18 protein-coding genes are annotated in these 20,528 nt (G+C 50.3%); 2 read left to right on the top strand and 16 right to left on the bottom strand.

Annotation, left to right across the window (positions count from 1 at the left end):
• Window position 1: 1 nt before the first annotated feature.
• From GX659_04980 to GX659_04920, 13 genes are all read right to left on the bottom strand, one after another.
• On the bottom strand, window positions 2–3,259 hold the full coding sequence (locus tag GX659_04980; protein NLD28143.1) for an FAD-dependent oxidoreductase: 3,258 nt from the start codon (window positions 3,257–3,259) through the stop codon (window positions 2–4).
• Entirely contained in the window at window positions 3,246–3,737 is a 492-nt protein-coding gene (nuoE, locus tag GX659_04975; protein ID NLD28142.1) for an NADH-quinone oxidoreductase subunit NuoE, read from the bottom strand. Before nuoE ends, GX659_04980 begins: the two co-directional genes overlap by 14 nt.
• A gap of 202 nt (window positions 3,738–3,939) precedes the next feature.
• Window positions 3,940–4,575: a response regulator transcription factor gene (locus GX659_04970; GenBank protein ID NLD28141.1), complete on the bottom strand. Its 636-nt coding sequence runs from the start codon at window positions 4,573–4,575 to the stop codon at window positions 3,940–3,942.
• On the bottom strand, window positions 4,565–5,824 hold the full coding sequence (locus GX659_04965; protein ID NLD28140.1) for a PAS domain-containing protein: 1,260 nt from the start codon (window positions 5,822–5,824) through the stop codon (window positions 4,565–4,567). The genes GX659_04970 and GX659_04965 overlap by 11 nt, the downstream gene beginning before the upstream one ends.
• A 3-nt stretch (window positions 5,825–5,827) precedes the next feature.
• On the bottom strand, window positions 5,828–6,559 hold the full coding sequence (locus GX659_04960; GenBank protein ID NLD28139.1) for a hypothetical protein: 732 nt from the start codon (window positions 6,557–6,559) through the stop codon (window positions 5,828–5,830).
• Window positions 6,546–7,967 (bottom strand): aspartate aminotransferase family protein, encoded by a 1,422-nt coding sequence (locus tag GX659_04955; protein ID NLD28138.1) that lies wholly within the window; start codon window positions 7,965–7,967, stop codon window positions 6,546–6,548. The genes GX659_04960 and GX659_04955 overlap by 14 nt, the downstream gene beginning before the upstream one ends.
• Before the next feature lie 212 nt (window positions 7,968–8,179).
• The gene (locus tag GX659_04950) at window positions 8,180–8,518 is read right to left on the bottom strand and encodes an ATPase (GenBank protein NLD28137.1); all 339 of its coding nucleotides are present in this window, start codon (window positions 8,516–8,518) and stop codon (window positions 8,180–8,182) included.
• A 59-nt stretch (window positions 8,519–8,577) separates the two neighbouring features.
• Window positions 8,578–9,450, bottom strand: a complete 873-nt coding sequence (locus GX659_04945) for a 4Fe-4S binding protein (protein NLD28136.1) — start codon at window positions 9,448–9,450, stop codon at window positions 8,578–8,580.
• Window positions 9,422–10,282, bottom strand: coding sequence for a P-loop NTPase (locus tag GX659_04940; protein NLD28135.1), 861 nt, complete (start codon window positions 10,280–10,282; stop codon window positions 9,422–9,424). The genes GX659_04945 and GX659_04940 overlap by 29 nt, the downstream gene beginning before the upstream one ends.
• Entirely contained in the window at window positions 10,282–10,641 is a 360-nt protein-coding gene (locus tag GX659_04935; GenBank protein NLD28134.1) for a dinitrogenase iron-molybdenum cofactor biosynthesis protein, read from the bottom strand. The genes GX659_04940 and GX659_04935 overlap by 1 nt, the downstream gene beginning before the upstream one ends.
• 2 nt (window positions 10,642–10,643) lie before the next feature.
• Window positions 10,644–10,961, bottom strand: coding sequence for a DUF5320 domain-containing protein (locus GX659_04930; protein ID NLD28133.1), 318 nt, complete (start codon window positions 10,959–10,961; stop codon window positions 10,644–10,646).
• A gap of 14 nt (window positions 10,962–10,975) precedes the next feature.
• Window positions 10,976–11,326 (bottom strand): DUF134 domain-containing protein, encoded by a 351-nt coding sequence (locus GX659_04925; GenBank protein ID NLD28132.1) that lies wholly within the window; start codon window positions 11,324–11,326, stop codon window positions 10,976–10,978.
• Between the two features lie 119 nt (window positions 11,327–11,445).
• Window positions 11,446–12,372, bottom strand: coding sequence for a radical SAM protein (locus tag GX659_04920; GenBank protein ID NLD28131.1), 927 nt, complete (start codon window positions 12,370–12,372; stop codon window positions 11,446–11,448).
• A 212-nt stretch (window positions 12,373–12,584) separates the two neighbouring features.
• On the opposite strand from GX659_04920, the gene GX659_04915 reads away from it, so the two are divergent.
• Window positions 12,585–14,399, top strand: a complete 1,815-nt coding sequence (locus GX659_04915) for an FHA domain-containing protein (GenBank protein NLD28130.1) — start codon at window positions 12,585–12,587, stop codon at window positions 14,397–14,399.
• Between the two features lie 16 nt (window positions 14,400–14,415).
• On the opposite strand, the gene GX659_04910 is transcribed toward GX659_04915, so the two are convergent.
• The 3 genes from GX659_04910 to GX659_04900 form a co-directional block, all read right to left on the bottom strand.
• On the bottom strand, window positions 14,416–14,628 hold the full coding sequence (locus GX659_04910; GenBank protein ID NLD28129.1) for a DUF1343 domain-containing protein: 213 nt from the start codon (window positions 14,626–14,628) through the stop codon (window positions 14,416–14,418).
• 128 nt (window positions 14,629–14,756) lie between these two features.
• Window positions 14,757–15,164: a hypothetical protein gene (locus tag GX659_04905; GenBank protein NLD28128.1), complete on the bottom strand. Its 408-nt coding sequence runs from the start codon at window positions 15,162–15,164 to the stop codon at window positions 14,757–14,759.
• A complete protein-coding gene (locus GX659_04900; GenBank protein ID NLD28127.1) occupies window positions 15,161–19,300 on the bottom strand; it encodes a hypothetical protein in 4,140 nt (1,379 codons plus the stop codon). The genes GX659_04905 and GX659_04900 overlap by 4 nt, the downstream gene beginning before the upstream one ends.
• A 216-nt stretch (window positions 19,301–19,516) precedes the next feature.
• On the opposite strand from GX659_04900, the gene GX659_04895 reads away from it, so the two are divergent.
• Window positions 19,517–20,509: a hypothetical protein gene (locus tag GX659_04895; GenBank protein ID NLD28126.1), complete on the top strand. Its 993-nt coding sequence runs from the start codon at window positions 19,517–19,519 to the stop codon at window positions 20,507–20,509.
• Window positions 20,510–20,528 lie beyond the last annotated feature (19 nt).

Below are 20,528 nucleotides of genomic sequence, written 5' to 3'. Positions count from 1 at the left end.
ATTACTGACTTGTGAAATCGAGATCGCATCTCAGGCACCTGCAGGCCTCCCCCCTAGCCATCTCCTCCGATAGTGACAGCTCAACTTCCGAGAAGTTCTTTTTCCTGAGGGAGACGGATATTGCCGGCTGAACTGCTCTGGTGGTCGGGATCGAGTCGCCGCTCTCATCCACAGCAACTGGTTCTATATAGACGGTGGGGAGCTTGATCTTGTCTATTATTTTGAGCTGTTGTCCGGTGACAAATCGGTCGATCATTATGGCTGCGCGCTTGCCGTCGGCTATCGCGTCTATGATTGTGTTGGGACCGCGGACAACGTCTCCGCCTCCGAACACCCCTGCCTTGTCCGTTATCTTTGATTCCGGATTTATGGAGAGGGTGCCCCACTTCGTCGTTTTCAGCCCGCTTACCGCGACGGGATCGGGATCCTCGCTGATGGCAACGATCAGCGTATCGAGAGAAACTTCGTGTTCCGACCCCTTTATTTCAACCGGACGCTGCCTTCCGCTGGAATCACGGTCGCCGAGTTTGTTGGTTATGAATTCCACCGCTTTCAGCTTTCCGCCGTCGGCCACGACTTTGGTCGGCGCGACTAGGGTTTCTATCTTGATTCCCTCCTCGAGCGCGGCTTCTATTTCTTCCGGGTAGGCCGGCATCTCGTTTCTGGTTCTGCGGTAGAATATCGTGACATCGGTTACGTTCTTCTGCCTGATTGCTACCCTCGCAGCGTCCACAGCGGAGTTTCCACCGCCGATGATGCCGACCTTACCTTTGGCCAGTTCTTGCTGGTCGAGATTGTAGGCCTTGAGGAATTCTATTCCAGGCAGGACGCCTTTGGTTTCCTCTCCAGGTATTCCCATTTTCTTACTCTTGTGGCATCCGGTTGCGATGTAGATCGCGCTGTAGCCTTTCTTCAAGAGAGAATCTGCGGTCATATCTTTTCCGAATTCCACGCCTAGATTGATGTCGATGTTGCTGTTGATGAGCGCCTCTATCTCCTGCGAAAGGTTCTTTCTCGGGAGCCTGTATTCCGGGATTGCGCAGACCATCATTCCGCCGGGTTTCTTTTCTTTTTCGAAAATGGAGACTTTGTAACCGAACAGCGAGAGGGCGTTAGCTGCGGTGAGCCCTGAAGGACCGGCTCCGATTACGGCGATTTTCTTCGCATCCGGTCCGGCTGCTTTGATTTCCTGACGGTACACGCTCGGGTCCACCTTATCGGTGACGAATCTCTTTAGGCTTCTTATCGCTATCGGGTCGCCGCCTGTTGTTCCGCATCTGCAGATGCTTTCGCATGGATGATGGCATACCCTCGCGCACGCCGACGGGAATGGATTGGCCTTGCGTATCGTTCTGTAGGCTTCGTCGTAGTTCCCGTTTGCGATGAGGGCCACATACTTCCACGCCTCCGTATCCACGGGGCAGGCGGTAGCGCATGGTGCTCCGACCAACTCCTTGCAGGATCCGGACGGGCATCTGCGCTCGAAGACATGTGCTTCATATTCGTTCCTGAACCACTTGAGGGTGCTGAGCACCGGATTTGGAGCCGTCTGGCCGAGGCCGCATAGCGAAGTATCTTTGATTATCTGCGCCAATTTTTGCAGCGACATTATTCCCTGCATCCTCAGAAGCGGGGCGTCTCCCTTTTCATTTTTGCGCGATCTGGTTATCGATTCGAGTATTTCGAGCATCCTCTTGGTGCCTTCGCGGCACGGGATACATTTACCGCAGCTTTCGCTCTGGATGAATTCCATGAAATATTTTGCCAGATCGACCATACAGGTGTTTTCATCCAGGACGACGAGTCCGCCGGAACCTATGATGGCGCCAAAATTTTTAAGGTCTTCGTAGTCAGTCTTGAGATCGAGGTGTGCCTCCGGTATACATCCTCCCGACGGTCCTCCGATCTGAACAGCCTTGCATTTTTTGCCTCTTGGTACTCCGCCGCCGATCGAGAATACTATTTCGCTAAGCGGGGTGCCCATCGGTATTTCAACAAGCCCGGTTCTTTCCACCATTCCTGAGAGAGCAAACACTTTCGTTCCCTTGCTTCCGCTGGTTCCGATGTTTGCGTAATTCTTTTCTCCCATCGAGAGAATCCCCGGTACGTTAGCCAGAGTTTCGACGTTATTGATGATGGTGGGCTTGCGAAAGAGGCCTTCTACCGCCGGATATGGGGGCCTTGGCCTAGGCATCCCGCGTTTTCCTTCGACGCTGTGGATGAGAGCCGTTTCCTCTCCGCATACGAATGCTCCAGCACCCTTCTTTATCATGATTTCCAGGTTGAACCCAGTGCCGAGGATATTTTCTCCGAGCAGGCCGTATTTCTTGGCTGTTTCTATCGCTTCGACGAGGTGATCGATCGCCAGTGGATATTCTGCACGGATGTATATGTAGGCCTTCGATGCCCCTATCGCGTAGGCGGCGATTGTCATTCCTTCTATGAGGCGGTGAGGATCGCTTTCGCCGACTGCGCGATCCATGAACGCTCCCGGGTCACCTTCGTCGGCGTTGCAGACGAGATACTTCTGGTCTCCCGTTGCCTGTCTGGCGAAGGTCCATTTCTTGCCCGTCGGAAAGCCGCCGCCGCCGCGCCCCCTCAGACCGCTCTCCAAAATTCTTTTGCAGACATCTTCCGGAGTGTTTTTTGTGAGCACCTGTTCGAGCGAGGCATATCCACCGCGCGCGATGTATTCATCTATGTTGGATGGATCTATGATGCCGCTGTTTACGAGCACGACCCTGTGCTGGGGAGCCATGAAGGGATGCTGGTGCATGTGCGGAACTTCAGGCCACTCAGCGAGCTTGTCATTTTTAAACTGTCCGAGCGTCATGTCAGCGGAAACTTTTCCTACGAACACGGAATCTAGGACGCCTACGACCTTCTCTTCGGTCACGGTTTTGAAGCTCAAGCGCCTTTTGCCCGGAAGCTGAACATCGACTATCGGTTCTTCGGAGCAGAGCCCTATGCATCCAACTTCCACGATCTCCGCATCGATCTTTTTGTCGGAGAGATATTTTTTTATGGCTTCCAGGCTTTTGCCTGCCCCTGCCCCAAGACCGCATGTTCCAGTTCCGACGAAGATGGTGGCTTTCGAAACGTCTTCGCGCCTTAAGGAGGCGATCTTCGATTTTGCCTCTTCAGGCGTTTTCCCTGCCAGCGGACCCGACTTGATTGCCTTAAGGAGTGACGCTGTGGGAGCAGGCGAATTTGCCCAGGACTCGCAGATGCTATTGCTGGTGTTGTTATGCTGTGACATTTGTTTTCTCCATTTCTCTGCAATCGGCTAGGATCTTTTCGATTTTGTTAGGAGTGGCCTTTGCGTAGAAGTCACCGTTGATGTTGACGACCGGTGCAAGACCGCAAGCGCCCATGCAGGCCACGACTTCGAGGCTGAACATTCGATCGCGGGTGGTTTTGCCAGGGGATATCCCTAGAGTTTTTACAACTGCGTCTAGCAACTTTGAAGATCCCTTGACGTGGCATGCGGTGCCGCGGCAGAGCATTATGTGATATTTCCCCTTCGGCTGAAATCGGAATTGATTGTAGAAAGTCGCTACACCGTAGATCTTGCTCGCCGGAATGCTCATATGCCTGCCTATTTCTACTACCGCATCTTCGGAGAGATATCCGAGCTTGTCCTGCACCTCTTGAAGCAGAGGGATCAGCTTGTCCCTAGACGCGTTGGGATGACGAGAGAGTATCTCCGATACGCTCTGGGAAGAGTTGTTCGACATTTTTTAGCCTCCATTCGAATATCGTTATTGGTGAAAGACGAAAGAGGGAGGATCCCCCTTTGCGGGGCGCAGACTCTCATGTAACGCGGATTTTCGGTATAGGTAGAAACCCCTATTTGTCCGAGAAAAAGTAACTAGATTAACTGCATCATAACAATGACGCTGAAAATGATGCCGAAGGGATGAAGCTGATAAGCGTCAGCTAGGATATCAACCCCTCTTTTATGGCGTATCTGGTGAGGCCGGCTATCGTATGGATATTTAGTTTATCCATTATCTGCTGCCGGTGGACGTCTATGGTTTTGGTGCTTATGCCAAGTAAGTTGGCGATTTTTTTGGATGTTTTGCCTTCGGCGATCAGCTGAAGGACCTCCCTTTCGCGTTCCGTCAGTATCGAGACCTTCTGTTCCTTAAGCCCGTCGCGATAGTCCTCGATTATGGTGCCGGCGATAAGGGGGCTTATATACTTCTGGTTGGCCTGTACGGCGCGGATCGCCGAGAGAATTTCCTCTATATCACAATCCTTGAGCAGATATCCCGAGACCCCGGCGGCGAAGGCCTTCGATACGAACATCTTTTCGGAGTGCATCGACAGGATTAAAACCTTGATTCTCTCGTTTTCCCTGATGATCTGGCTTGCCGCCTCTATCCCGTTCATATCCGGCATCGCTATGTCCATTAGAATCACGTCGGGTTTTAGCTCCTTCGCAAGTGCGACTGCCTGGCGACCATTCTCTGCCTCGCCTATCACGGAGATTTCCTTCCCTTCGGAGAGAAGGCTTCTCATTCCGTCGCGAACTATCTTGTGGTCGTCAACGAGCAGGAGTTTAATTTTCATTGTTCTTCTCCTCCGAGTATTCTCTCGCATAGCTCTTGAAAGGAGCTATGACGGTCGCCTTTGTTCCCTTGCCTATTTCCGATTCAAGCAGCAGGTTGCCCTCGAAATAGCTGAGCCTCTCCTTGATATTGAACAACCCAAATCCGGCGTTTCCGCCAAGATCCTGCTGGGCGGTCGAAACGTCGAACCCCGATCCATTATCCTCTACCACGCACCTCAGGTACTCCTTGCCGGCCCTGAGCATCACCTGAACCTCGGTGGCTCTGGAATGCTTTATCACGTTGTTGATCAGTTCGCGCGCCGTCTGAAATATTAGAATTGCGACATCTATGTCGACTTTCCTATCCTGCATATCGCTGGAGTAGGAAAATTTGATCTCATGTTTTTTACCAGCCGTATCGCACAGCCACTCGAGAGCGCTGTCGAGGCCTAGTTCGTAGAGTATCGGCGGACTTATCTCAAATATAAGGGTGCGCGTTTCGCTGAGGGCTTTGTCGATATTTCCGTATATTTCCGAAAGAGCCTCGTCTTTGTTTACGAGGTTTTCGCATTTTCTCAATGCGCCTACCTTCATCTTTGTTATAAAAAGGTTTTGGCTGACGCTATCATGAAGGTTTGTGGCGAGCCTTCTTCGTTCCCTTTCTTCCGTTAGGGAGAGCTCGGATGCCATCGTCTGTAGCTGCGTTCTGTAGCGTGCGAACTTTTTTTCGTTTTCCTTGCGCTCGGTGATATCCTTATAGTCGAGCATTACGCTCATAGCCCTATCGCCGTCTTTTCTGAATGGAGACGCTGCCACTATGCAGTGGACCTGACTTCCGTCCTTAAGTGATATTGTAAGATCCCGTTCAAAAAACTGTTCTCCGTCGAAAATCCTTTTGCAGGGGCAAGATGAGCTGTTGCAGTTGATGTTCGGATATATGTCGTAGCATTTTTTTCCAACGATCCGGGAGAGCGATGCGCCGGAGGGTTCGTATCCGGTCATCTTCAACATGGCGTAGTTGGCCTGAAGGATATTGTGATCTTCGTCCACTATGAGCATCCCGTTGGTGGATTTGTTGAATATCTGGTTTAATTCGGAATTGAGGGCCTCGAAGCGAATGTTCATTCTGCGTATCTGATATCCGGCTCCGCCCATCAACGCTATCAGTATTACGAATAACAGGCTGTAGTTTTTATGGATCGCGTAGCAGGCAAGGGTCAATATTACAATTGCCGATATTGCAGCTATGGTCTTGAAGTGTTTGCCCATGATTTATCTGTTTATATCCGTTGCTTCCTCAACGGACGGAATTTCCACCTCAGGCATTTCCACCAGCGTCTTTGTTTCGATTTTTCTTGGAGGGAGCATCACGGAAAATCCAAGGTTCATGAGGATGTCAGCGTTAAATGCAGAACCTCCGATGCCGGGAGTAGGGTGCATGTATGAATTTACATCAAAGCGTACGGCAAACCATGGTATAGGAGTGTAAACCCTTATTCCTCCTCCTATTACGAGCAGATATTTCCAGATGTTATTTATCTGGATGCTTCCTCCGCCGAGCGTTGCAAACAGATCGCATTGTATGATCGATTTGCCGGCGCGAAAGGCCGCATCGTTGTTAAGTATAACAGCTCCGAAAACGGAGTGAACATTATCATTCGCCAGGTTTGATTCGAATATGTCGGAGCTGTCTCCGTATATTTTGCTGTAGGCATAGTTAGCAGCAACTCCGAAAGTGTCGTTGAAATAGAATGTGTACATCCCTCCTATATCCCAGCTGTTTCCCCATTTATCTCCCAGATAATTGCCTCCGAAAAAGGTAAGCTCGTTCATGTTCTTTTTGGATGGCTGAATTTTTAGCTTCAGGGATTCGCCCAGGTCGTGTCGGGCAGGAGTTTCCCCCGCCTGTTTCTGATCGCTTTTTTTTGCGAGAGAGTGTGCAGGTAAGGCGAAGAGAGCCGCTGCGATGAGTAATGAAATCACTGTTTTTTTACTGGGTGACATCTGAGGTTATCCCCTCTTGGAGCGTACTTTTCGACTTCATCGCTGCGGCGGCAAGGTCTTTTGCGACCGTCCATGCGCTTCCAGGAAATTTATGGCATTCGCGGGTTACCTGTTCGAATGCAGTCAGAAATATCTCGGCGTGTTTTTCGTTGATGATAAGGGGTGGTAAGAGCTTCACTATGTCGGCATTGTGGCCAGCCACCTGGGTGAGGATCCTGTGATTTTTCATGAGCGGTACTACTATCATCTGGCTGAAGAGGCTCTTGTTTAGGGTATGAATCATCTTCCATCCTATTTTCAAGCTGATGGATTTGGGCTCTTTGAACTCTATTCCTATCATCAGCCCCTTTCCCCTGATCTCTCCGAGCATCTCGAATTTGTCCTGCATCGACTTAAGACCATCCATTATGAATTGGCCGACGCGCGCCGAATTTTCGACGAGCTTTTCTTCTTCGATTATATCAATCGTCGCAAGGCCTGCTGCCATCGCCATTATGTTGCGCCCGAAGGTGTTTGAGTGAACGACCGCATGTTCCATTCCGGTGAATACCTTGTCGTAGATCTCTCTGCGGTAGCATATGGCGCCGACCGGAACGAAGCCGCCAGATAGCGCCTTTGCCATCGTAACTATGTCGGGGGTGATGTTGAAATGCTGATGCGCGAACATCTTCCCGGTTCTGCCGAAGCCGGTTTGAACTTCGTCGCAGATGAGAAGCACGTCGGTTTCACGGCATATCTTTTCCGCCTCCGAGTAGAAGGAATCGTCGGCGATGAAGACTCCTTTCCCCTGAATGGGTTCGAAGAAGAAGGCTGCAACATCCCCCTTTTTTATTTCTGAGCGAAGAGCCTCGATATCGTTCATCGGAATCTTCGTTGCGCCCGGAAGAAGGTCTCCGAATCCCTTCCGGAACTCACCGCCACCGTTGAGTGCAAGTGAGCCTGTTGTCAGGCCGTGAAAAGCGTGATCCCAGAATATGATTCTTTGCTTTCCGGTAAATTTCCTGGCGAACTTGATGGCCCCCTCGTTAGCCTCTGTGCCGGAGTTGGTGAAAAATACCGTATCGACCCCTTTGGGCATATACCCGATGATCTTTTCGGCGAGTAAGGCGGCCGCCAGAGGGGCGTCCATTTGGACCATGTTGGGATATTCCAAATCCAGCGCATCATGCAGCGCCTTTCTTATCTTCGGATTGGATCTGCCGAGGGCGAAGACGCCGTAGCCTGCGAGCATGTCCAGGTATTCATTGCCTTTTTCGTCATAGAGCATCGGCCCTTCGGCGCGTACGTAGTTTTGGTCGAATCCGATGGTGCGAAGCACCCTTACGAACTGCGGGTTGACATATTTGGCGTAGAGGTCGTGCTGTCTTCCGCTGTTTTTCTTCAATAATTCTCTGATATCCTTTGGCATATCGATTCCTCGCAAATTCTGTCCGGAGGCACCCCCGAAGTGGTTGAAGCGCTATCAGAAATGTATGGCATAGGCAAATCAAATAAGGGGTGTTTAAATACAGCGCTGATCAGATTTTGCCGCGTCCTGTAGGGGTGTCGGCATCGCTCAGCGATATGGTTTTCTTTGTAGCGACCCGGTACTCTGAATACGAGGAGATGTCGGAAGCCTTGTCAGTGGTCGCAGGCGTTATTGCCTGTTTGTAGTGAGCCGTTCAGGTAGTCTTTTACGATATCTTCAGGATTTTCTCCGCAGGCGCCGACTACGACCTTTATTTTCTTTTCGGAGAAAAGGTCCTGGGCGCGAGAACCCATTCCACCTGCAATTACTACATCGGCTCCTCTATCCGCAAGCCATCCGGGCAAAAGTCCAGGCTGGTGCGGCGGGGCGGATATCACTTCTTTGCCCAGCACAGATTTGTTGGTCGCATCCACTTTGAAGAGCGCGAATTCTTCGCAGTGACCGAAATGCATGCACAACTTTCCATCGGTTACAGGTATCGCTATTTTCATATTTACACCTTTCATTTTTTGCCGAAGCGGTACTGGCATCATGCCGCCGCTTTTGTCGGCTAGTTTCGGAGTTTAAGTTTTATAGCAGTCCATATGTTTCGAATTTCCGCGGATGAATCTCCATCCGAATATTCAACTATGCTTTTTTTCTTCAGCATCGACTTGGTTACGTTCAGGTCGTATGGAATTTTGCCTAGTACCTCTACGCCGTTGTTGTTGCAAAATTTTTCTATCGAATAGGATAAATCTTCATTGATGTCGTACTTATTTATGCATGCGCAGGCCGGCACCTTAAAATGTGCGGCCAAACCGATAACCCTTTTCAAGTCATGAAGCCCTGACTGCGTCGGTTCGGTGACTATCATCACCATAGAGGCGCCTCCTATAGAGGCTATGACGGGGCATCCTATCCCGGGAGGTCCGTCCACGATTATCATGCTGGTGCCTGATTTTTCCGCCTGCTCGCGCGCCTTCTTTCGCACCAGGCTGACGAGTTTGCCGGAATTTTCACTTCCCGGTTTTAAGGCTGCATGGACCATCGTTCCACATCTGGTTTTGGAGATATACCATTTTCCACAAATATTCTCGCGCATCGATATCGCATTTGCGGGACAGACTATTTCGCATGTCTTGCATCCTTCACATCCCAGCGGATCTATCCTGTACGTATTGTCAGCTTTTGTTACGGCACCGAAACGGCAAACAGCTTCGCACTGACCGCAAGCTATACAGGAATCCTCATCTATCGTGGCCAGCTGCCCTGACTTGAATTCTCCCTGCTCGCTCGCTGCAGGTTCGAGAATTAGGTGCAGATCCGCCGCATCGACATCGCAATCGGCGAGCACCGCGTTTTCAGCCAGAACGGCAAGCGAGGCTGTGACGCTCGTTTTGCCGGTTCCTCCTTTACCGCTTATGATTACCAACTCTTTCATAAATTTTCCTGTGGAGCTCCATGAACTCCAGTTTATATTTTGGATCAGCTTCGGTTATCGGCATGCCGTTGGAATATGCCACGGCTATATTCCGATCGTTTGGTATCTTCATCAACACAGGTATTTTTTCATTCGAGCAAAATTCCTCCACAGAGGAATCGCCTATATCCGATCTGTTGATGAGTACGCCGAAAGGCACTCCGATGAGGCTTACGACCTCGACCGCTGTTTTGAGGTCGTGCAATCCAAAGGGCGTAGGTTCGGTAACGAGCAGGCAGAAGTCACCATGCCTTATCGTTTCAACGAATGGACATGCCGTCCCGGGCGGGGCGTCTATTATCGCTATGTTTTTATCAGCAATTTCTTTTTTAACAGCACGGATAAGAGGAGGTGATTGGGTCTCCCCCACATTTAATTTCCCGTAGGATATTTGTACTTTATTATTTGCGATAGCCGTGTGTATTTCGCCGATCTTCCTTTTTACTTCGGAGATGGCGCCTTGTGGGCAGACTATCTTGCACCCGCCGCAACTATGGCACATTTCGTTAAATACCAGTGCGGTGTTCGGAAATATCGCGAGCGCGTTGTAGGCGCAGAACTTTGCGCATTCTTCGCAGAAATTACACTGCGCCTTGTCTATTTCCGGCACCAGAACTTCGACGTCCCTTTTTTGGAATTCAGCTTCCTTGAAAAAGAGGTGGGCGTTTGGTTCCTCTACGTCGCAGTCGATGTATTGCACGGGCATTTTGTTTTCAGCGAGTGAAAGGGAGAGCCCGAGCGAGACGGTTGTCTTGCCGGTTCCTCCCTTGCCGCTGCCGACCACTATTTTTATCACCAATGCCCCTCTACATTTGCATCGGTGGCGTATGACATCTCGCCGTTTTTGAATTTTGTAGCGGCTTCTTTGACTGTGCCGGTTGCACCTATTACGACTTTAATTCCTGCCGCCGAGAGAGTTCTGAAGGCTTTCGGACCGCAGTTTCCAGTTATGAGTACCTGCGCGCCAGCCGATGCGACATTCTGAGCCGATTGTATCCCAGCGCCGTTTGCAGCATTAAAATTCTGCGCGTTGTCGGCGAAGGAAAATGTGTCATTTTCAGTGTCGTAGATTGCGAAATAAGAGGCGCGTCCGAAACGCTGATCGACCTCGCTATCCGGTGATTTGCCGGATGATGTTATCGCGACTTTCATTTTCACTCCTTCTTTTTAGAGGCCGCTTCAAGGTCGGCCATATGTTTTTTCAGTTTCTGAAGTTCCAGTTCGAGCTCCTTGATATCTTCAGCGACGTACTTTTTTTCCTCTTCAGGTGATATCGGTGCGTATTCCTGCGGGACGTTGTTCACCCATCTATAGTAATTACGACATCCCATTCCTCTTCCTCCGCGCCCGGCGCCGAAAAAACCTCGTCCATAATTGGCAAAGCCGCCTGTGCGATACCCTCCGCAAAAGCCCATTCCTCTTCCGGTCATAGCCCCTCCTCCCATCGGTCCAGTTCCATCTCCTCTTGGCATATCGTCCTCCTTTTTTATTTTCTGCCGCCCCTGCGGTGCCTCCCCCTGCTTCTGGGGAAATCGGGCGGCATCTGATTCGTCGCTATCTTTCCGCCCTCGATTTTAATCGCCTTGCCGTTGATGAGAGCGTCTGCGATAGTTTTTCTCGCCCGTGCGAGAATTCTGCCGATTGTGGGTCTGGAAACCCCCATTTTTTCCGCTGCCTCCTCCTGATAAAGCCCTTCAAGATCGAGCAGGCGTATGGCCTCGAGTTCATCGTGGGGCAGAACCACTTCGATTAGCTCGGAAAGGGGAGTTGCCCTCGGCTTGAAATAACGCGATTCAGGAGTACACCCTATCTTTCTCAATTTCTGCGGTCGGACCACATCACCTCCATCCAGTTATGATCATATGCTCATAATATGACGGCTGTCAAGTTTTTATAAGTTCTCTTCGATAGTTGGAGAAAAGGATTTAGGGCTAGCACGATCAAGCTGATCGGAGTTTATTCCATCTCCTGCATCCATCCCTCGACGAGATTGAACTCAAGGAGCGCTTCTTTTGCCGCTTCAAATTCCTCTTTGGTGATTTTGCGCCGAAGAATCGGGTCGTCGACAGCGGCGTGAGCAGGAAAGTACTGGCTCATCAGATTTACGGGGATGTCGGTACCAAGTTCCTCCGCGACGAAGCGGAAAATTTCGCGGGAGGATGCAAGTCCATTCGGCAGGACGAGATGGCGTATCAGCATGCCGCGAACTCCTATTCCTTCCTCATCCATCTGGAGAGCTCCGACCTGTCTATACATTTCAATGATCGCAGGGCGCGCATGCCTCCAGTAGTCCGGGGCCGACGAGCAAAATTTCGCGGCCTCTGCGGTAGCGTATTTTATATCGGGCATGTATATGTCGATAACTCCATCGAGGAGTTTTAATGCTTTCATCCCCTCATAGCCGCTTGAGTTGTAAACGATCGGAATGCGCAGCCCTTTCTTTGCAGCGATGCAAAGCGATTCCAAAAATTGTGCGGCCATGTGCGACGGACTGACTAGGTTGATATTATGCGCGCCGCGCCCCTGAAGCGATAGCATCATTTCAGCGAGGCGCTCGGCAGAGACTATCTCACCATTTCCGTTCTGGCTTATCGGATAGTTCTGGCAGAACTTGCAGCGCATATTGCATCCGGTGAAAAAGATCGTGCCCGATCCCTTCGTTCCGGTGATCGGTGGTTCCTCGCCGAAATGGAGATTGTGGCTTGCAACGCCGGCCTTTCTTCCCACGCGGCAAAATCCGATCTCGCCGGAGGCCCTGTTGACTCTGCAGCCGCGTGGACAGAGGTCGCAACGCTCCATCGCCTCAATTGCGGCGGATGCCCGCGATTCAAGCTCCCCGCATCGCGACAGTTCCAAGTATGATGGTCCCTGATTTAAAGTCATAATATATTGAAACTTATACGGTTTTTGAAATTTTTGGCAAATAATTGATTTTTTGACAACTTTAAACTGAAATTGACGATAGTATTGATGAAATGGCACCTCCAAAACCAGTCCTGCCAGCGCCCGTGCCCGTGACGGTTCAGCCTTTCGGCTTTCCCCCGATTGGTTGCCAGCCGGCTTTTGCCCCTGCACTCACGCCAGCGGCCGCTTTTATGCGGAGCAACCTTGCATATGCGCAGTCCGGATATTCAGCGGCTACGCCCGCGGCGCAGCAGCCTCTAACGCAAGCCCCTTCCGGCCACGCATCGATGATGGCTAGGCGCGACTTCCTTATAGCAGAGGCCGCTAGATATGGACTTGTTGAGTCTGAATCGCCGCCATCTGCCGCAGCTCCAAAACGGTCCAACCCGGAAGCGATCTCCGAAGGCGATGGCTCGGATGCGATCAAATCTATGCCCGCTTCCTTCAACGGTTTCCTCAAGGCGATCGCAGCCTTTTTTACATTTCCTGCGCGTGGCGTTCATGAAGCGGGTAGCGTTAATGCTTTGCAGGACATTGGCTTAGGCAAGCTATCTCCTGAAGAGGAGGCGCTTATAGATGAAATATTTCCAAATCTAAAAAAGGCACAATTCAAGCAGGGCTCCGTGGGGAACTGTTATCTATTGGCCTATCTTTATGCTCTAGCGCGTAAGCCTTACGCCAGACATTTATTTGCCAGGATGATCAAACCAGAAGGAAATGGATGGACGGTAAGATTTGCCGATGATGAAACGCCGATAAAAGTGAAGCGATCCGATTTAAAGAGTAGGCTAATTCATAAGAAGGGAATAAACACTCAATTAAAGTCGCTTTCAAGAGGAGATCTCGGATTTCAGATAATAGAGTACGCATATGCAAAGAGAAGAAAGGAAAATCGTAGCTGGTTCGAAACGAGGCAGGACACCTTTCTCGCCGTAGAGGGCGGCTATCAGTCCGAGGTGTCGCTTGCTATAATGGGGAAGATGGCCCGTTCGAAGAGAGTGTATTTGTACACAAAAAAAGAAGCGATGGATTTGCTGGAAGAGTTTAAGGCAAATATAAATTTTTCGATTCTGAATGTGGCTACTAAAATCTACAAACCTTCTAATGCTCCTTCATGGCTCGTAGAAAGTCACATGTACACAGTCGTCGATTACAACTCAAAAAATAAGACTTTGACCATATCGAATCCTCACGACTCCACGGGAAAAGTTTTCAATATATCAGTTGGTGATTTTCTAGAATATTTCGATATGTTCGAATATGAAACTGGGATTGAATCCGAGATTAGAAATACGCTAGGCAATGGTGGAGCCCCTAAGGAAGCGCTGTTTTTTGGTTCAAATTTAATCCCCGGCGTTCGATATGGTGCCGAAATAGAGAATACGGGTCCGTTCAGGCTGGTATTGAACAGAAGCTGTTACGTCGATCTGTTCTTAGATGGCGATTCAATCATGGCTCGAATCGTAGGTAAAAATGGATCACGTATCGTGCAGGTTCCTAGCGGGTCCTCTATCGTGCTCGGTCGAACGGACTTTGGCGATGACAGAACCGTTTCAGCGAGACACCTGAAATTGGAAAACAGGGGTGAAGGTTCGGTAGTCATCACAGACCTGAAATCGACAAACGGGCTTTCAGCGGAATTTGATAACAAGGATTTTTATAGGGGGCGTTTGCAGCCTGGAGTGGAATATCTGTACAATATAAATTCAAATACTCCGCTATATGTGAATTTGGGCGACGGCTTTGCTAAAGTTCAATACGCCCCGTGGTCTGGGGGGTTAGTCGTATCTCTTGGAGTTTTTACTTTCTTCGCCTCGGATGACCAAGGTATCGATGAACAGATATCTAATTATTTTATTTTAAGGCCCGGTGAAAAAAGAATTGTCGGAAGAGAAATATTTGGCGGCGTAACGACCATTTCAAGAGAGCATCTTTTTTTCGAAAATAGAGACGGCAGGCTTGTCCTAGGGGATCTGAAGTCTACCAACGGCACCTCAGTCAGATGACCGACCGAAGTTTTATTCAATACAAAAGATAACCGGAGATTCTATCTGCAAATTCTTGCGGGGTTTCAGATAGTTTTAAGAGGTCTTCCATAGAAGTGTTGTCGATTTTTTTTCTGAATTGCGCAGACCCGGTCAAAAGATCTATCGCAGGGATATCGCCGACGAATTCGTCCAGAAGCGAGAGGCTGGAAGCTAGAAAAACCTCGCCTGTAGAAATCTCGCTTCTCACTTCTGGATTCTAGCTTCTTGATGTTTTGGTCGATGGTCAATTGTCCATGGTCGAAGTTATTGTTACCGCTAGCTTTTCAGAGGTTCCAATGTTGTGCACAGCCCGGAACTTCAACGGCTTCAAGCGTCTCAAATTACATTCGCGGCAGCTTTGGCGATCGGATAGATCCACTCCAGAGCCAGCCCACATCCGAACCATATCGGCGCATCCGCCAACCTTATCAGCCCATGCAGGGAGAAGCTGCCGGAATAGTTCCAGGGGCAGAGCCTGAGCTTGGTCAAGCCAAGGCCGATGACATATTGGAATACGTAAAAGATGAGCATGTAGGCTGCACCGCGAAGATACCAGTCCAGGTGGCTGAGATGTATTGCGACGACCGGATAGATGAATGCTACGAGTCCGTAGACAGGAAACATGACAACAGACGCCTCGCCAGTTAGTTCGAGCTTTCTCTTGGCGATCGTCGAAAACAATGCGGTTATAAACAGGTTAGTGCAGATTCCCAGCATTCCGAATATAACAAATTTTGCGATCATCGCTTCCCTCCGGCTGCCGAAGATTTTACGCGCTCCATGAATGCTTCGAGCCTCACCCTGTTGTGAGCAGGCTTTAACCCCTCGAAGATGAGCGTTAGTTTTGGGATCTTCGGATAATCCCTGTCGATAGATGATAATACCGAAGATATTACAAGTCCATAGGTGCAGTGAAAAGTTATAAGGTTAAGAATCCCATCTGCGCCTGCATGGATCTGCTCGAGGATTCCTGCCACCGATGCGGTAAGCCCCGACGGCAGTTTTTCGCTCATGTATGGACGCATGTATTTTACCGCTCTTTCGTATTCCAGCGGGATGTTGTAGTCGATGCCATCTCCGAATATCTTTCTGACTCTATTTTCCTTTGCATAGACCACTTTTTTAGCGACGAGCTGCTTGATGAGTTCGGCAGGATCCCTGTGGCCTATTGCCCAGACAGGCTTTTGGTGAACATCATATTTCACGAATTCGCACAGCGTGGAGGGGAGCATTACGACGCCGCCCATTTTTTCGATTTCCCTAAACGTTTGATTGTTCGCGAAATCACAGACACGGGTGTAATAGTCTCCGGTAATTCCTATTTTAAATTTGCGCTGTTTTTTATTGGTGCCAACGTCGTTTAGCATCGCAACTGCCTTGGCAAGCCCATCGAGAGGTTTTCCAGTCGAGATGCTTTCTATTATTGCCATTCTCCCTTTTTCGTGTGCGACGTCGGCGTCGCCGGGATGTTTTTCGTACGCTCTCGTTTCGAGAAATTTTTGCATGAAGAAATCCATGCCGCGCATCATCTCCCAGTATGTCGTCAACGCCTTCATGTGAGATGACTTTCCGGCTGTGGAAAGGGTAAGGATATCCTGAATTTTAGTTATCACCGGGAGACGTAGCCCGGTTGCCTTGGCGATATTTCTAATCTGGATGCCGAATTGCCCCACGCGGCACAGCGCCGAGTCAGGTGTGAAGTAAGCAGAGCTCGAGAAGTCGAGGTTCCTAGTAGCGGCCTTTATGTAGTCTCCGAGCATCAGCGTGTACGGATGGCATTCTCCCGATGTCGAGTGCATGGACCCAAGCTTAAGGGATTCCTCATTCGGCAGGTCGAGAAGGACCGGGTCGAATCCGAGCTTCTTGAATGTGGCAGCAAACGCCAGGCCGTGATCTGAAAACTGTGAGAGGAATATCCTCCGGATTTTGCCAGTGTGAAGGTATGCCGATTTCGCAGGCTCATTGGCTGGCTGGTAGTCCTTTGACAGGGAGTCTATGAATGCCTCGATGCGTGTTGCCATTCCCACCGACGAGCTGTGTTCGTCGACCTCGAGGAGGAGAAAGGGCCTTCCCCTTGCGGCTTCGCGCGCCTGGTTTATCGTGAACGAATCTGGGCCGCATCCGAAACTGGTTATCATCACGGGAAATAAATTCGGAATTTCCGATGCGATGTGAGCCGCTGAAATTATTTCCTTTCCGTGGCTCCACACCATGTTGATGTATCCATCCGGATAATTTGCCGAGTCGTCGGTTATCATATCCTGGGTTATGATGGCTTCACCCATCGCTCCCAACAACCCGGCCGCGCCTGAGTTTAAGGACTTGTCATGAAGGTTGTAATCCTTGCCTAGCAAGAGGAAGGCCCTTTTCAGCTCCCCGCTTTTGAGCCTTGCGAGGATGTTGTCGCCGATATTCCGAAGCTTCGATCTGGCTTTTTTCATTTCCTCACAAGCCTGTTCCCATGCGCGATTCGCCGCTCTTTCAGAAACGCCAAGCTCCTTCGATATCCGAACCATCTCGCGTTTATAATCCTGCGGATGCCACTTCCAATTTACGACCGGGTTGAGAAATTTTTTCGATGTCACAGGGGATGCGAATTGTGCTGCAGACTGGACGTAAGGACAGTGCGAATTGTCCTTTCCGAATCTGTCGCGTTCGGAAAAAACCAAGGACGGTACAAATATGGCATCGACCTCTTTATTCTTTTCGAGCCACCACGTGTGCGCGCAGAGGGCCTTGACCGGGAGGCAGGTCTCCGTAGTTATATGTTTCATCCCATCCTCGAGCATAGCCTTGTTCGTGGGAGGGGAGAGCAGAACCTTGAAACCAAGCGACTCAAAGAACGATCGCCACAGCGGGATTTGATCGAATGTGATCAGCGCTCTGGGTATTCCTATGCATCCTCTGACAGACGATCCGCCGGGATTAACTGAGGGGGAGTATCCAAAAATGGAGGCCCTTTTAGAAATTACGGATTTCGAAGTTCGACCGGATTTGAGCTCTCCATCCCACTTGCCGCACTTTCCTCCGAAGATAGCGCCGTTATTTTTTACGGCTCTCGAAATCAGGCATCCGTTTTCGCAGTCCTCACAGTAAAAATGTTCGATCTCCATCGCTGCCGATACGCCTATGAAAGTGCTGCTGGAATATTTTTTCTTCAGTTTATCGCTATGTGCAGCTATCGCAGCCCCTATAGCCCCGGTCACCTTGCCGAGCCTTGATCTCATCACGTATTTACCGAGCCTGTTTTCAAGCGCTGACGCTACGGCATCGTTTTGGGCGACTCCTCCGGTGAAGAGGATTTTATCTCCTATCTCGCTGACAGGCGCGACTTTTTCGAGATAGTTCGTGATCACGCTGTATGCCAGCCCTGCCAGAAGATCATTTTTACTAGATCCGCTCTGTTGATGCGACACGAGATCGGATTCCATAAATACGGTGCATCTGGCTCCGAGATTCGAAGGGGCGTCGCTCAGGGCAGCCTTTGCCGCGAACTCCCTCGAGAGATCTATTCCAAGTCTTGCGGATTGCTCCTGTAAGAACGCCCCGGTTCCGGCGGCGCAGACGCGGTTCATCTCGAAGCGCCTTACCGACCCACCTTCGAGACGTATGAATTTTGCATCCTGTCCGCCTATTTCTATGATTGTGTCGAGCTCTGGCATGACCGATTTGCACGCTGCGACCTGCGCGGTTATTTCATTTACCACAGTGTCGGCCCCGATCAACTTTCCTAAGAAGGCCCTGCCGCTTCCAGTTATTCCAGTTCCTGAAAATTTCAAATTCGGAGATGCTTTATCAAGCTTATCAAATAGCTTGCGAAGGACATCGAGCGGGCGCCCGTCGGAAAACTCGTAGTCCTGATATATAACTCCATCCTCTGATAGCGCGGCGAGCTTGACCGACACAGAGCCGATATCGACTCCCAGAAACACTCCCGAGCTGACAATATTTTTCAGCGAGCTGTCGATTATCCTCTGCGAAGCGGATTTGAGTTTCGGCAGCGCGTGTTTTTGTGTGATCTTGATCTCCGAGATTTTTTCCAGAGATTTTTCTATGCATGATATCCTGACCATGTTGCGGGGAGGGGATCCTCTCGCGGCTATCGCGGCGCCGATGGCCCCCATAGTCAGATGATTTTTTGGTATTATGAGTTCCCCATCTTTAAGGGAGAGCATCTTTTTGAATGCGGCTACGAGCCCGGCATTTTTGGCAACTCCCCCCTGAAAGGATATCGGCCGATGGAGATATCTACCCCTTACCAGATTCGAGATATAGCTGCGAGCCAGCGCCTCGTTTAATCCGGCGATTATATCGGGAAGCGGTCGGCCTTCCTGCTGATGATGGGTCATGTCGGTTTTTGCAAAGACCGCACATCTTCCGGCGATTGCGACAGGGGAGGTGGCTTCGAGTCCTTTGAGGGCGAACTCCTCTATCTCCATCCCAAGCCTTGCGGCCTGCTGATCCAGAAATGCTCCGGTCCCCGCGGCGCAGAGCTCATTCATTCTAAATTCAGATATTTCATCCTCATCGCCAAAGAGTATGAGTTTCGAATCCTGTCCGCCTATCTCGATCACGCTTTTTACCTCAGGATGAAACTCTTTGACGGCGGCGGCGTGGGCGCTGATCTCATTTATCGATGCCGCCTCCTTCAGGATCTCGGATATAAGCCCCCTTCCGCTGCCGGTATAACCGATTGAGCTGAATTCGAGCTCTCCAAAGGATTTTTTGATATCATCTAGTAGAATTTTGAGGGATCCGAGCGGATTTCCCGCAACACGCATCCATTTTTCGAATAAAATATGATTATTTTCGTCAAGAAGGGCGGTTTTCAGGGATATTGATCCAAGATCCAGTCCAAGATTTAATCTCTTTTTATTCATCGGTGCGCGATTGCTATCAACATGAAAGCTTTACAGCAAAGAGATTTTTTGGAGCAAAAGAGAAGATTTTAAGGAAAAAGATCCTCATTTCTAACGGAGGATTCTTTTTATTGCATAAAAGGGGGTAGTTGGTAATATTCCGTGTTCTTAACTCATTAACAATACAGGGTTTTTGCACCAGCCTTCTTTTATGCCTTTTAGGGGATAGGGGGAATCTTGAAGCTGACCGGACGCGGCATTTCGTTATCTTCGGTGGTTGTTGCTTGTCTTCTTTTTGCGGCAACCGCACAGGCCAGTCCGCTGGACGAGGGGTATGCGATGGAGCGAAGCGGCAACCTCGAGGGGGCGGCCAAATTCTTCTGCGGATATTCCCAGACGAATTTATCGGATAAAAAATGGGCGCCGGAGTCACTTGTCAAATGCGCCAGGCTCCTGGATTCACTCGCGGATAGTTTTACCGAGCGCGCCGAGAAAAAATGTTATTGGAGTGGCGGCGGCGATCCGACCTGCATGCAGCGGGAGGCGGCGGCTTTAAACTCTCAGTATGGTCCCGGTTCTTTCGAATATGTTCATGCCATCGTCTATATTCCATACACAGGTGTTCATTATAAAACCTTGATGAGCAAGTACCCGGGCAGCAAATACGCACAGGAGGCCGATTTTTATCTCCTCCTGAGGGAGCTCGTGGGGCATCCTGATAATGTCTTTCCCCGGGTGAAGGCCTATCTGGCGCGTCATCCAAAAGGCGAATGGCACAGGAAGGGGCTTCTGCTCTGGGCTCGCGTCAACGAGGACGTCTGGTACGTGCACAGGAAGTGGAGTTGGGTGCTCTTTAACTATCAGATATCTCCGGAGGAACTCCTGATCAGGTCTGAGCCCTATCGCCAGGAGGCGCTGAGAACATACAAGATTCTGATGAAGGATTCGAATACCTTCGAAGGGCAGGCCGCGGCGCGTGAATACGCGGTCTTGAATGATAATCGGGATGATTCTGTCGTATACAGCATAGTGAACGATTCAAGCCCCGGCACGCTTGCTGCTTGGGGGATAGAGGCTCCTCGGCCGCAGAGGCCCGCCGAGGGAACCTCTGTTCCCCAGAGTCAGATTCCGCAGATTTCAAGTCCGAAGGGAACCGCTGCCCCATCTGCAACGCCCGGAGATGGCAGGGCCTACCGGAAGGCCCCTTCTGTCCCAAAGAGATGGGACTGAGTTTGGCGCTCCTCATCCT

Source organism: Myxococcales bacterium (assembly GCA_012513515.1).
Taxonomy (GTDB): domain Bacteria; phylum UBA10199; class UBA10199; order 2-02-FULL-44-16; family JAAZCA01; genus JAAZCA01.
The sequence above is the reverse complement of the archived record's forward strand: the minus strand, read 5'-3'. Positions and strand labels throughout refer to the sequence as shown.